The 14,168-nt window shown below is 55.6% G+C and carries 10 protein-coding genes, 1 tRNA gene and 1 riboswitch; of the genes, 8 read left to right on the top strand and 3 right to left on the bottom strand.

All coding sequences use genetic code 11. From position 1 onward, the window contains the following. Positions 1-959 precede the first annotated feature (959 nt). The 5 genes from VK738_18405 to moaA all read left to right on the top strand — a co-directional run bounded on the left by VK738_18405 (position 960) and on the right by moaA (position 6,737). The gene (locus VK738_18405) at positions 960-1,934 is read left to right on the top strand and encodes a SpoIIE family protein phosphatase (GenBank protein ID HTD24635.1); all 975 of its coding nucleotides are present in this window, start codon (positions 960-962) and stop codon (positions 1,932-1,934) included. Positions 1,935-2,122: 188 nt separating this feature from the next. Further along, a complete protein-coding gene (locus VK738_18400) occupies positions 2,123-2,410 on the top strand; it encodes a hypothetical protein (GenBank protein ID HTD24634.1) in 288 nt (95 codons plus the stop codon). Positions 2,411-2,485: 75 nt separating this feature from the next. After that, positions 2,486-4,201: an electron transfer flavoprotein-ubiquinone oxidoreductase gene (locus VK738_18395; protein HTD24633.1), complete on the top strand. Its 1,716-nt coding sequence runs from the start codon at positions 2,486-2,488 to the stop codon at positions 4,199-4,201. Between the two features lie 227 nt (positions 4,202-4,428). Then, the gene (locus tag VK738_18390; protein ID HTD24632.1) at positions 4,429-5,334 is read left to right on the top strand and encodes a hypothetical protein; all 906 of its coding nucleotides are present in this window, start codon (positions 4,429-4,431) and stop codon (positions 5,332-5,334) included. Between the two features lie 51 nt (positions 5,335-5,385). Next, positions 5,386-5,549: riboswitch (molybdenum cofactor riboswitch) on the top strand. Positions 5,550-5,735: 186 nt separating this feature from the next. Next, positions 5,736-6,737, top strand: coding sequence for a GTP 3',8-cyclase MoaA (gene moaA / locus VK738_18385; protein HTD24631.1), 1,002 nt, complete (start codon positions 5,736-5,738; stop codon positions 6,735-6,737). 513 nt (positions 6,738-7,250) lie between these two features. Here the strand turns inward: moaA and VK738_18380 are convergent. Next, positions 7,251-9,362 carry a hypothetical protein gene (locus VK738_18380; protein ID HTD24630.1) on the bottom strand — a complete coding sequence of 704 codons (2,112 nt, stop codon included), beginning with the start codon at positions 9,360-9,362 and terminating at the stop codon, positions 7,251-7,253. A gap of 528 nt (positions 9,363-9,890) precedes the next feature. On the opposite strand from VK738_18380, the gene VK738_18375 reads away from it, so the two are divergent. Further along, entirely contained in the window at positions 9,891-11,036 is a 1,146-nt protein-coding gene (locus VK738_18375) for a hypothetical protein (GenBank protein ID HTD24629.1), read from the top strand. Positions 11,037-11,099: 63 nt separating this feature from the next. Here VK738_18375 and VK738_18370 read toward each other — a convergent pair. Next, a tRNA-Sec gene (locus VK738_18370) sits at positions 11,100-11,195 on the bottom strand. A 150-nt stretch (positions 11,196-11,345) separates the two neighbouring features. Continuing rightward, on the bottom strand, positions 11,346-12,023 hold the full coding sequence (locus tag VK738_18365) for a peroxiredoxin (GenBank protein HTD24628.1): 678 nt from the start codon (positions 12,021-12,023) through the stop codon (positions 11,346-11,348). Between the two features lie 406 nt (positions 12,024-12,429). Between VK738_18365 and VK738_18360 the strand changes: the two genes are divergently transcribed. Together VK738_18360 and VK738_18355 are read left to right on the top strand one after the other, a co-directional pair. Then, positions 12,430-13,326 (top strand): PhzF family phenazine biosynthesis protein, encoded by an 897-nt coding sequence (locus tag VK738_18360; GenBank protein HTD24627.1) that lies wholly within the window; start codon positions 12,430-12,432, stop codon positions 13,324-13,326. 355 nt (positions 13,327-13,681) lie between these two features. After that, positions 13,682-14,122 (top strand): response regulator, encoded by a 441-nt coding sequence (locus VK738_18355; GenBank protein HTD24626.1) that lies wholly within the window; start codon positions 13,682-13,684, stop codon positions 14,120-14,122. Positions 14,123-14,168: the final 46 nt, after the last annotated feature.

Below are 14,168 nucleotides of genomic sequence, written 5' to 3'. Positions count from 1 at the left end.
AAGATGCTGAAGCGCCTATCTTCGAGATCGCCGATTACGGTGTTGTCGGAAATCTGTTCGACATCGTTCCTCCGTTGATTGAAGAGGTCAAGAAGGCAAAAACGTAGAAGCAGTTTCGAGTTTCCTGTTTCAAGTTTCGAGTTGCCCGGTTCAAGCGTCCTCTCTGCATCTGATGGATTAGAGCTGTTTTCAGGTACCCCACTTGCACAGCTAGTCTCGACTACCATAAATCTTTACTATTCAGAGACATACAGGCGTAACAGGCGACACAAGCTGGTAGTGTGGTTTGCTTTGTCGAGCAAGTTTCGGGTTGTAGGAGCAGTTTCGAGTTACCCGATAACACGAGCGTCTGCATTCTGAGAGATTGGAGCTTTTTTCAGGCACCCCACTTGCACAGCCAGTCTCGATTGCCGTAAGTCTTTACTATTCAAAGATATGCGGGCCCAATAATCGATACTAGCTGCTAGTGTGGTTTGCTTTATTCCCTAACTTCGGCGCTTGTGGACCTCGGCTCCAACCTTCTAGAGCAATTCCAGAATTGGTGTACCCACCCGGCACCGGGGCTGAAGCCCACTTAGGGGGCGTCTCAACATGGGCCTGAAAGGCCCACTCTTCCACGGTAGCAGCAATTGTGGAATCTAACTTACTGCTTTCATAGATTTTCAAAGATCTCTGGGGCGCGAGCCCCCGCATTCTGGAATGCGTAAACACACAACAAATCAGCGTAACCTGACATTGCTCAAAACCCAAGAGTTTGATACCAGATTGGTACCCTTTTTTCGCTGTGGAAGCCCTAAGAGCAATTCCAGAGTTGGTGTATCCACGCGGCACCACTGAAGCCCACTTGTTTTGCATCTCAACGCGGGCCTGAAAGGCTCGCATGATCCTAGAAATTACGCATCGAAAACAGGGCCGTCAGAGTCTAATAGCAACTACCTTAAACAGCCGCGGAGGTTATCATGGTCACGCTAGAGATTACTTTCCTGCACAATCAACTGGAGGAGCGCAAGCGCCGCCTGGAAGCGGCGATTGCTCTGGCACCGCCGAATGGGAGCCTGAGCGGTCTGCTGCGCGAAGTGGATTCGGCGCTGGAACGCATGGCCGAAGGCAGCTACGGCGTGTGTGAAGAGTGTCACGAAACGATCGAGCAGGACCGCCTGCTGGCCGATCCGCTGGTGCGCTACTGCCTGGACCACCTGACCGAACCGCAACTGGCCGCGTTGCAGCGCGATCTCGACCTGGCCACCGAGGTGCAGCGCAATCTGTTACCGCAAGCAGGCCTGTGCGCCGGTGGCTGGGAGACCAGCTATCATTACGCGCCTGTCGGTCCCGTCAGCGGCGACTACTGCGACTTGATCCCCTCCGATGGGCAGCTTTTTTTCGCGCTGGGCGACGTCTCGGGCAAAGGCGTGGCCGCCTGCATGCTGATGACGCAGCTCCACGCCTTGTTCCGCAGCTTGACCTCTATGAACCTGCCGCTCGGCCAGATCGTCACCCAGGCCAACCGCGTCTTCTGTGAAAGCGTGCTGGCCGGGCAGTACGCCACGCTAGTGTGTGGGCAAGCTAAACCCAACGGGGAGGTGGAAATCCATAACGCCGGCCACTGGCCGGTAATCGTCGTCGGGCGCGGCGGCGTGCTGCGCATTGAATCCACCGGTTTGCCGCTGGGGATGTTCCACGAAGGCGAGTTCTCGGCCACGCGCCTGCAACTGGAAGCCGGCGACACCCTCTTTCTCTACACCGACGGCCTTTCGGAAGCCGGCAGCGCAGACAACGAATACGGCGTTGACCGAGTCACGCGCCTGGTACGCCAGCAAGCTGCGCGGCCTCCCGCCGAGCTGATCGCTGCTTGCCTTGACGACCTGCGCGCCTTCGCCGCCACTGACCCACGCGGGGACGATCTGACTTTGCTGGCCATCCGGCGGCGCGGTTAAGATAACTCAGCACGTTAAGATAGTTCACCACAGAGACACAGAGGCACAGAGAAACATATCCCACACACGCAAAAGAGCGTGTGTGGGGCACCCCGGTTGCCTATTCAAGATCAAATCGCGATTAGTTAGGCTGTGGTTTGGGAGTTTGGATTGGTGAGATAATCGGAGCTGAAAGCAGCAGATACAGCATGATAGACCGCGAAACATGGTGGAAACCGTTTGCTCTAGCCTTCGGACTAATTGGAATTGTCATAGGAGGCGTGTTTGTAATTGATTTTCTCTACCGTGTCTTCGCACCACAAAAAACAGATGAAGCTGCAGGCGCTGGGTTAGCTTGGGGCATAGTTACAGCGACTTTTTTAGGGCTTCCTGCAATTTTTCTGTTGATAGGCGGCGTTGCCTCGCTGCTGATTCAGTTCTTCCGAAAAGAACCTCCCGGTTCTATCCTGGATCAAAACAGCTCAGTTACCAAATAGCAGGCAAATCTCCTGTCAATCGTTTATCCTTTACAGTTTCCTCCTGGTTGATACGCAGCGAAGGGAGCCGAACTCATGATCGTTTTCCGCAAACCCTTGGAAGGTATTGAACGTCCGAAGATGGAAGCTGACGTGGTTATCGTCGGTGGAGGGCCCGCCGGCATGGCCTGCGCGCTGCGTCTCTCGCAACTGATTGATGCCCATAACGCGCGCTTTCCCCAGGCGGCTATATCCAAGGAAAACATTTATGTGCTGGAAAAGGCGCGCGAAGTGGGCCAGCACTGTCTCTCGGGAGCGCTGCTTGATCCGCGCTCCATGCAGGAGCTTTTGCCCGGTTTTGAGAACGAAGCCCCGATTGATGCCACAGTCAACAAAGAGGGAATGTATTTCCTGACGCAAAAGCAGGCTATGCACCTCCCGCTCACGCCTCCGCCGCTGCAGGACCACGGCAACTATGTCATTTCCATCAACAAGTTCGTGAAGTGGCTGGGAGAAAAAGTCGAGCAGGCAGGCATCACCATCTTCACCGGGTTCGCCGGCTCCGAGTTGCTTTTTAACGGCAATCGCGTCACCGGCTTGCGTACTGACGACAAAGGCGTGGATAAGACCGGACATCCTAAATCGAATTTCGAACCTGGCTACGACCTGCGCGCCAAGATTACCGTGCTGGCCGAGGGTGGGCGGGGATCGCTGACCAAACAGCTTGCGGGAAGGCTCGACCTCTACCGCAACAGCAATCCGCAGACTTATGGTGTGGGCGTAAAAGAACTCTGGGAAGTTCCCTCGGGACGCATTGCAGCTGGCGAGGTCATATACACCCTGGGCTGGCCGCTGACCACAAAAGAATATGGCGGGGCGTGGATCTACGGCGGCAAAGACAACATCGTTTCTCTCGGCTTTGTCACCGGCCTCGACTACGAAGACCCGCGGCTCGATCCGCAGCGTGTGTTGCAGGAGCTCAAGCAGCATCCGTTTGTAAAAGAGCTGCTGGCCGGAGGAAAGATGATCCGCTACGGCGCCAAGTCGCTGCCCTACGGCGGCTGGTGGTCACTGCCACCGCTGGCCGGCGATGGATGGATGATCATCGGCGACTCCGCCGGCTTCCTGAACTCACAGCGCCTCAAGGGAATTCATCTCGCCATTAAGAGCGGCATGCTGGCCGCCGAGACTGCGTTCGCTGCCATGAAGAATTCTGATTTTTCTTCCTCGGTATTGCAACGCTATCCGGTAAGCGTGGAGCACAGTTGGATTAAAGACGAGCTTTGGGAGGTGCGCAACTTCCATCAGGGATTCGAGCGCGGCATGTTGCATGGCATCTTTCACACCGCCCTGCAACAGCTCTCGGGCGGCAGAGGCTTGTATGCGCGTTATCCGTCGCATCCCGGGCACACGCGCATGAAGCATCTGGCTGAGCTTCCCGTGGATGGCGGCGCGCGCGCCCACCTCCTGGGCAGGGCGAAAGGCGATGGCGAGTTCAGCTTCGATAAGCTGACCGATCTCTACCACTCCGGCACCAAACACGAAGAAGACCAGCCCGCACATCTGGTCATTCACGACACAAATATCTGTAACACCCGTTGCGTGACCGAGTTCGGCAACCCCTGCCAGAATTTTTGTCCGGCGAATGTATATGAAATGATTGAAGCCAACGACACACCCAGCGGCAAGCAGATCCACTTGAATCCTTCAAACTGCGTGCACTGCAAGACCTGCGACATCATGGATCCCTACGAAATCATCACATGGGTCCCGCCTGAGGGTGGCGGCGGGCCGAATTATGATGGGATGTAGATGCCATGAAGGTTACCCCACTAGCATGGTGCTGCCGGCAAACCGCCAGATGCTTCGCCGCATAAAACGCGGCTCAGGATGACAATCTGGAAAAAGCGTGCAAGTCCCACAATCGAATTCAGCAAAGAGCTGGGTGCGGATGAATGCTACGCTTGAAACTGCAAACATGTTCAGCTGAAAGATCGACCTGACTTCCCATCCAAAACTGCACTACAATAGTGGGCGCAATGAAACCCCTATTTTTCCTAGTCTGTTTGGCCATAACGGCCCCGCTGGCTTCGGCTGCGGTGCGTAACTGTTCCGGTGGATCGGGCGAATACAGCCAACAGCTTCCCGGCGGATATGTGGCGCAGCTTTCGCCTGCCACCGATGACGCGCACGCCGGGCAGTGCCACGCCACCATTACTTCCAGCGACCAGAAGTCTGTGTTCGAAGCCTATGGTTATGAGATGGAGGTGAACCAGGTTTCGGGCAAAGACATCAACGCCGACGACAAACCCGATGCCGTGATTGAGTCGCATCCCAAGAAAGACGAGTGTTGCTGGAATTACTACATCGTGTCGTTAGGAGATCCCCCGGGGCTGCTGCGCCAGATTACGACCTCCGTTCCTCTGACCTTTGAAGACCGCCTGGGCGACGGCAAAGTTGAAATCTGGGGGCGCGACAACGCTTTTGACGGCGTGGAAAACTTTGCGCATGCTGATTCTCCTACGCCGCTGGTGTTTTTTCGCATGAAGGGCGCCAACATCTACAACGTCAGCAACCTGTTCTGGGATGACTATCAGCGCGAGATTACCCAGGCCCGCGATGGACTTCCGCGCAGCGTCGTGGAAGACATGGTCAAAGTCGAGGGCGATGACTCCAACAAACCCGGCGGCGGGCATGGCGGAGGAGGCGGGGGAAGCGGAGATCCGCGCGACCCTAAGGAGATCCAACTGCTGCGCGCCAAGGCCGCGATCCTGGAAATTGCCCTCAACTACCTCTATGGCGGACGCGGTCAGGACGCCTGGAAGACCATCAGTGAAATGTGGCCGCCGCTCGATCGGCCCCGCATCCGGCAGGTGATTCTGGAAACCCGCATGAAGGGACTGCTGAGCGAGATCAACCGCCAACCCAAGGCCTCGACGCCGTAAGCTGTCGTCGTTAAATAGAGTGTCTCCCTTCCCGCCTTTGTGCATCTATAATTGAACTGATGTTTCCGACCGCCGCGGCCTACGGCATACCAGGGCTGCGGTGGCGGTGAGTTCAGCTTGCAGCCCGCGAGGTTGTGTTGCCGAACTCCAAGGGTGTAAAGGGAAACCTTGCGCCTCCCGTTGCTTTTTTGGAAAGGAAACCATCGTCTGTGTCTTGGCCATGTGTTTTACACCTGCCAGCGATGTTTCCTTCCATTGAAAAAGCTCCTAGCTTCTGCTCATGAAGTAAGAAGTACGGAGCAAGAAGTTCGAAGTAGGCGTTTGATTGCGGCCTGAATTTTACTTCGTACTTCCTATTTCCTCCTTCTTACTTTCGCGGCAGGAGCCAGCAGCTTCTTCTTATGCGATTGACCGACAAATTCGGACGCGCCATTACCGACCTGCGCATCTCGGTCACCGACCGCTGCAACTACAAGTGCGTTTATTGCCGCACCGGCAACGAAGGCGCACTCTATGCGGAGTTGCCGCTCGCCGATTACCTGCGGCTGGCCCGTATTTTTGTGGATTTGGGAGTTGAAAAAATCCGCATCACCGGCGGTGAGCCGCTGCTGCGCCCGCATCTCACCGATTTCGTTCGCCAGGTGGCGCAGCTTCGCATTCAGCACGGTGAACACAAAGGCGAGACCATTGACACCGCCATCACTACCAACGGCCACCTGCTGGCAGACTTGGCGCAGCCGCTCAAAGACGCTGGATTGCGCCGCGTGACCGTGAGCATGGACGCGGTTGATCCGGCGAAGTTCGCGCGCATTACGCGTGTGTCGAATGGATTCGACAATGTACTGGCCGGCATCCGTTCTGCAAAAAAAGCCGGACTCGATCCGGTGAAGGTGAATTGCGTTCTGCTGCGCGGATTCAACGACGACCAGATTGTCGCCTTCGGCAAGTTCGCCCGTGACGAAGGCGTAGTGCTGCGCTTCATCGAATTCATGCCGCTCGAGGAAGACCGCGTCTGGTCGCCGCAGATCGTGGTCACGCTCGATGAAATTCTGGAACGCATGAAGGAATTTCGTCCGCTGGTGGAAATCCCGAACGGTTACAGCGAGACCGCGCGCCGTTATCGCTTCGACGACGGAGTGGGAGAGATCGGCATCATCGCTCCCGTTTCGCATCCTTTTTGCGGACACTGTAGCCGCGTGCGCCTGACCTCCGACGGCAAGATCCGCACCTGCCTCTTTTCCCTCTTTGACCACGACCTCGTCGGCCAGATGCAGCGTGGCGCCTCCGACGAACAACTGGCCGCTTTTATTGAATCCGTAATCCAGAAAAAAGAAGCTCGCCACCACATTGGCGAAGCGGATTTCATTCCTCCTTCGCGGACAATGGTGCATATTGGCGGTTAGCTGAGGCTTGGAGAGGTCTGCGCTGCTCAAGTAAGGCGCGGCCGGATGATGTAGTCCTAACGACACAGCGTCCGTTGGCTTCATCCCTCATGACAAGTCCACGATCATTGGCATCTTCCCAAACCGGGAGTTTGGGACATGATGTGCGCCAGGCGTCCATCACTTCTTCGTAGCTCCTCTCGCGTATTGCCAGCCACTCAAGGAGATCGAGGATCAGGGCTTCCACTACTGAGTCGGCCATGGATTTTTCCTCCTGTGTGTCGTCTCAATCTATTGTATTGATATTCGGGACAGTGATCTTCACGATGTGGCCGCCTTGTGTGAACGGTTTGGCATAGAGTATCCGGAAGAATACGCTCATCTGAAAATTCCAGCACGGATGAGCACGGATTTAAAGACAAAACCCCACACGCGCTTCGCGCGAATGGGGCACCCCGGTTTGTCGGGGCATCCGGCGAACAAAAAAACCGGGGCCTATTGCCGGCCCCGGACGATTCACGATTTGCTCACACGCTATTGGACGTTTAACGCTACGTCGTCAATCACGAATGAGGTTTGCAGGCTTGAATCCTCCATGCCAAGGAAGCGGATCTTGACAGTCTGCCCCTTGAAATTGCTCATACTGAAGGAGTGCTGCTGGTATCCGGCAGCATGATTCAGGTTGGAGAACACTCCCAGCGTCGCCAGCACGGTGTTCGAACTGTTCAACACCTGGATACGGAGAGTGTCAAACATACTTGTGGTTGTGGTTTCCGCGGTGTCAATGTGCAGCCAGAAACTCAACGTCGCGGTGGTTGCAGACGACGGAATGGTCACCGTCTGAGTGGCCGTATCCTGATGGGTGGTACCGTAACCGTCGAGCCAGGCATCCCATGCTCCGCTGTGAGGCGGTTCTTGCGAGGAGTTGTTAAGCACGCCGGCAGTCAGACTCCACGGAGCGGTCCCGTTCTCAAAGCCGGGATTGACAATGAGCTGCTGCGCCGCGGCCGAGCTGATGGTCAGCGATACGGTTGTCGTGTGGGTCAGCGATCCTGATGTTCCCGTGACCGTGATGGTGCTGGTCCCGGTGGTAGCGGTGCTGCTGGCTGTGAAGGTCAGAACGCTGGTGGATGTGGTTGGATTGGTTCCGAACGAAGCCGTCACGCCGCTGGGCAGAGCGGAGTTAGACAGCGTTACCGATCCGGTGAAGCCACCCGACGGGTTTACCGTGATCGTGCTGCTGCCGCTGGTGCCCTGCTTGACCGTTAAGCTCGCAGGCGAGGCGGAGAGCGAGAAGTCGGGAGTTGACGACGCATTCACCGTGAGCGAGATCGTGGTGTTGTGAGTGAGTGAGCCGGAGGTCCCTGTGATGGTTACCGACGCAGTTCCAGTGGCCGCTGTGGAACTCGCAGTGAACGTCACAGCACTGGTCGAGGTGGTTGGATTGGTTCCGAAGCTGGCGCTAACGCCCGCCGGCAAACCTGACGCCGACAAGCTCACGCTTCCTGAGAATCCGTTCGAAGGCGTAACGGTAATCGTGCTGCTCCCGCTGCTGCCTTGCGTAATGGTCAAGCTGGAAGGTGAAGCAGAGAGCGAAAAGTTAGGCGTAGCTGAGGCCGGCGGCAAGACGCAATTATTCGCGGAATTGGAAAATTCCAACTGGATTGTGTACGCGGTACCGTTGGCGGTGTAGGAACCCTGCTGAGCGTTGCAGATGTCGCCGATTTCGCCGTTGGTCATGTCATACCAGGCAAGCGGGGCGGCAAAGGTGGTTGCGATACCGACATCGGCGTCGGTGATCGCTTCCGTCAGTTCATGGCTGGTCACCGAGGTGTAATTGCCGAACGTGGAGGATGAGCCGCATCCCACGTCGCAGCCACTGCCGGCCTGCATGTCGGGGAGCACCCCATAAAGGACATTCTTCATGTTCAGAGTATTGGATGTGGTGCCGTGATAAGCGCAGAAACCGCCGCCTACGCAGCTTGAAGATCCACCTTGCGTGATGGTAACTCCTGGCGGGAAGTAGATCATGTAAATGGTATTCACGTTGCCTGCGGAATCAAGCAGCGGTGCGGGAAGGTGGCCTGCATTGATCTGGGCCAGAAGCTCTGCTTGGATTTGCGTATCGTCAACCGTGGAGCCACTGTTGGCTGCTGAGGGAACAATCTGAAATAGTCCGTCGAAGGTGCCACTGCCAATGGTTTGATTGGTACCACCCGAAGCGGGCGTGTCGTACTGGCTGAGCAAAGTGACATATCCGCTGCTGCCGGTGAGATCGCTGAAAAAGCTGGCAATGCTGGGCGTCGCCGTCTGACTCACCTGGGGGAGGTATGCACCGCTTCCGTACAAGACCTCCACGACATGAACGTTCGAAATCACCGGCCCCCCAAAGTAGGTCAGATGTGCACCGGCGGGCGCCGCGAATGCTATAGGCCCATTGGGATTTCGCCAGGGAACACCATGATGCCTGATATGGCCAGGGAGAGCGAGAGCCGGATTTGCAGGCCCCTGTTCGGGTTGAGGTTGTTGGGCATCCATTCCGCTGTCTGAAGTACTTGGCTGTGAAACCTGCGCCAGTACCGGCAGGGTTGCGGAAATCAGAAAGAGAAACAGAAACAACGTTAGACCATGTGTCAATCGGGACATTCTTGACTCCTTTTAGACTTTTATAAGGCCATTGCTTCTCTGCGATTTGAAAACAGTTGATACCCTTAGAAAAAATGAAAACTTATTCATTCTCTGGGCTCACAAATATCCGGATAAGACAAAAAAGCATTTCATTGATGTGAAAATTTAAGTTTTCACGCATTGGCCGATGCGTGGAGAAAAACGGCAGGATACCTATAGGGTTAAACCGTGGTACAGAGTCTACAAAGATGGGACGGCTATAAAATTTGGCCCGACCACCTTCAACTTATGTTTTGGCAACCAGCTACATCAAAAACGACACCCCACAATACGCCTCTTTTCCGAAATGTCAAGAGTTCCAAGGTGAAAGTTTCGATAATGTTGGCTGAGAACGTTTCCAAAATGGAACACCGCCAAGTGGAATAACATTAACTAACAAGTTAAGATTAGTGAATGATTTCGCAGTTGGAGATCCTTCTACGTCATTCCAGAGTGGGGCTGTTCCCGGACTAGTACCTGGAAGACCGCCATGCTAGGATGGCCGTTGTGAAATCGGTATTCCTCATTCTTGGTATCGTTTGCATCCTTGGAATCGCGGCATACTTTGCGTTTCACCTCATCCACTCGTCGCCGGCAACGGTCGCAAAGCTGGCAGAGGGTCCAGCCGGCGAGCCGGAGCTCAAAGAGATCACAGCATTGGCGTGGTCTGCTGATGGCCATGTGCTCGCCACTGTGGACGATAACAAAACGGTAGCACTCTGGGATGCTGCCCGTGGAACGAATCTCCGCACACTCGAAAGCAGCCCCACGGAGTGGATCTTCGCGCCGGCATTTTCGCCGGACGGCTCTCTACTGGCGACCGCCGACAGCAGCCAGGGATACAACACCACCCAGGGCCATCTGCTCCTCTGGAATCCCACTACGGGCGAACGGCTTGGCAGTGTCGACAATATCTTGTGGCCCCAATGCGTCAGCTTCAACCCCGCGGGAACCCTGATCGCGGTTGGAGGAATGCCGGCCCTCTACCTCGTGGATCCTTCGACTAAAGAAATCATCCACCAGGTGGAGAGGGCGCACGAAAATGGTCCCATCCAGGAGGTGGCGTTCAGCCCGAACGGAGACCTGCTGGCCACCGCCGGGCGCGATGGCACGGTGAAGCTGTGGCAAGTCCCGGAATTGAATCTGGTTCGCACCTTCTCGGTGGACCAGTCGGTGATAGGAACCTCTCGTCTCGGAGAGGTCCCAGCACGTGTCGTCGTCGGCTCAGTAGCATTTGCGCATCACCATCCACGGTTGGCCGCCAGCACCTCGGAAGGAAGTGTATTCGTCTGGGACCTCGACAAGGGGCAGCAAATCGTGCGCTACGCCTACGACTACTCCACGGCCATAGGAGAAAACTACATTCAAGCCACGTTGGGGAACTCGCTCTCTTTCACCTCTGACGACCGTTGGCTCCTGACAACGGATCAGCGCGGCAACGGACTCCGCCTGTTGGGCGCGGACAGCAAAAAGAACACCGGTGATTTGCTCACCACGCCTGCGGACACGCCCACGCCTACGATCACGCCCACGCCCATGGAAGCGGTGAACGTCTCTCCCGCAGACGGCAGCGTCGCCTTCGCCTACCGCATCTTCCAGCCCGGCCAAAAAGCACAAACCAAGTTCGAGATTTGGAAACTGCAGCTACGCTGACCCACTCGCCATGCGGATCTGCACATGGTGTTTCGCGCGTACAAGGAAACGATTGAAAATGATTGGCGGAAGCGTGTCGGAGTCGAACCGACCAGCGACGGGAAACCGCCGCTCACCGGTTTTGAAGACCGGAAGGGTCACCGGACCCCATGCGCTTCCATAATTAGTACTCAGTAGTCAGTACTCGGTACTCAGTACGCAGCCAATGGAGCAAACTTGATATCTTAAATGATTTTTTATTTTGATTGGGACAAGAGAAGGCCCCCACGAATCTGTTGATGACTCGCGGGGCTGAATGCTGGGTGCTGACTACTTCTTTACTTCCGCCAGCTTTTTCTTGCTGAAATACCAGTCTTTGACCTCGTAGCCGTTGCTCGAGTTCACGCGCGTGGCAGCGTCGGCCTGGGTGAGGGGCGCGGGCACGATCACTGCCTCGCCCGGCTTCCAGTTCGCCGGTGTGGCGCAGGCGTTGGCTTCGGCGGTTTGCAGGGCGTCGAACACGCGCAGAATCTCCTCGATGTTGCGGCCCAGGGAGAGCGGATAATACAGCAGCGCCCGCACGTTGCCCTTGGGATCGATGAAGAAGACGGCGCGCACGGCGGCGGTGTCGCTGACGGCTTCATGCACCATGCCATAAGAACGCGCGACCTTTTGATCAAGATCAGCGATGACCGGGAACTTCACCTGCACGTTGAAATTCTGCTCGATGTTGCGCGCCCAGGCGATGTGCGAATAGATGCTGTCAATGGAAACTCCGATCAACTGGACGTTGCGCTTCTCGAACTCATCGAAGCGGCGGGAGAACTCCACGAACTCGGTGGTACACACGGGGGTGAAGTCGGCGGGGTGCGAGAACAACAGGACCCACTTTCCCTTGGAGGTGTAATCGCTCAGCTTGATGACGCCGTGGGTTGATTTGGCCTCGAATTCCGGCGCCGGCTCGTTGATACGCGGCAAGCGGACTGGGGTTTGAACGTCGGTACTCATTTTTATTCTCCTAATCTTTAAACTTGAAATGCCCCGGAAGCGGTTCGCGAACCGGCTGGGCACAAAATAGAAAACCCACCCGTTTTTGGCTTCCGGGTGGGTCAGAAAACTTTAAGATCGCGTTTACCCACACATCGGCTGCCGGTCACAACAACAGCAACAGCAGCAGCACATGTGGGTCATGTTATCTCCGTCCCAAGTGATTAGGATACTCGATGGAGAGGGTTGGATACAAGTCGTGGGAAGCAGCTCTTAGCTTTTGGCTCTTGGCTGGGCGCTGCGTGGGCAGGATGCCCACACGACAGCCGGCGGGACGCCGGCGCTACAACACAGGCCCTGAAGATTTTTTGAATTCCAAGCCGCAGTTGATCAATCTAAGCATGTTGCAACGAAAGGGTATTCCATTATGCGCACATTGCCGTTCGTTACGCTGGATGTCTTCACCCAAAGGCCGCTCGAGGGAAACCAGCTTGCCGTCTTCCCTGAGGCAGGCGGCCTGAGCGACGCCGAAATGCAGGCCCTGGCGCGTGAGACCAACCTTTCGGAAACCACGTTTATCATCCCGCGCGATGCGGCGACGGAGCAGGAGCACGGCGTGAAAGTCCGCATCTTTACCGTGGCGGAGGAGCTGGAGTTTGCCGGACATCCCACCCTGGGAACGGCCGCCTTCATTCACAAACAGCGGCACGCTAGCGAGGTCTCGCTCGACTTGCGGGTGGGAAAGGTTCCCGTACGTTTCACCGACCACGACGGTGGAGTTTTTGGCGAGATGACGCAACGCGACCCGGTTTTTGGGAGCATCCATTCCAAAGAGACGCTGGCACGCGAGGTGCTGCAATGTGAAACCAGCTATTTTGACCCGGAGCTGCCGATTCAAACCGTTTCTACCGGTCTGGTGTTTGCCATTGTGCCCGTGGCATCGGTGGAAAAACTTGCGTCTCTTCGCTTTGATTACAAAGAGGCTGCTGCCTACCTGGAAAAAACCGATGCCAAGTTTCTCTACTTCATTGCCCGCAACCCCGAGTCCAAGGCCCAGAACTCCCATATTAAGCACTTCCGGGCACGCATGATTTTTTATAACGGGGAAGATCCCGCCACGGGTTCCGCGGCCGGGTGCGCAACCGCGTGGATGGCGCAGCATGGAGTGATTGCCTCCGACGAAGCCGCTTTGATCGAACAAGGAGTGGAAATCAAGCGTCCCAGCCAGATTTACATTCGCGCCAGCAAGACCAGCGAAGCCGTGCGTAACGTCAGAGTCGGAGGATATTCGGTTGAGGTGATGCGTGGAGAGATAGCCTTATGAATACAGACAGCATCACGCATGGTGCAACAGTAACGAAAATGTAAAATTATCTTTGCGCAGACTTTTTTGGCAGCGCTATCACCGACAGGCAATCGCCAACACCATGCGTTGCACCCAGTAAAATTGCGCCTGCCAGCAGCTTCACAGCATTCTGAAATTTGCAATGCAGAAAATTTTTTTACTCTTGGGTTACTTTACAGCAGGACAGCTTCACCGTAGGATGCTTTCACATTACTTTTGTTGTATTCGCAAAATGTCGTCCAGCCAATTGAATAGATAAAAAAGCATAGCTTGATTCCGCTCCAGTTCCAGTTCCAGCTCTGGCAGCGGCGATTCAGGCTGTGACGGGGTTTCCATGAAAGCAAAAAAAACGATCCTCTGTGTTGATGATAACGAGCAACTTCTTTCTGTCCGCAAGGTAATTCTTGAAACCCGCGGCTATCGCGTGCTCGCCTGTACGAATGGAAGAAAAGCGCTGGAAATCTTTAAGCAAGGCGGTGTAGACCTCATCCTAAGCGATCTGGCCATGCCTGAATTTGATGGCGTAGAGCTGATTGACTCCATCAAAAACCTCGCTCCTGAAACTCCAGCGATTCTTTTTTCCGGCAAGGTGAAAATCTACGAGCGTGAAACCCGCGCAGATGTCTTTCTGCCCAAGGGAATGTACGGACCGGCGGAGCTGCTGGAGCATATCCGGCTGCTGCTGGTGCGCAAACGCGGGCCAAAAAGAGCTGCTGCCCGGGTCCCACTCTCTTCTGAAATCAAAGCTACAGGTTCCTATCCGGTAGCTTCGTAGAGACGTAACTTCTTTTATCCGAGGGCTCCGCGGCCAAAACGAGGCC

It is taken from the genome of Terriglobales bacterium (assembly GCA_035487355.1).
Lineage (GTDB): Bacteria > Acidobacteriota > Terriglobia > Terriglobales > Acidobacteriaceae > QIAW01.
Note: the sequence above shows the minus strand (reverse complement) of the source record. Positions and strands in the feature narration are given on the sequence as shown.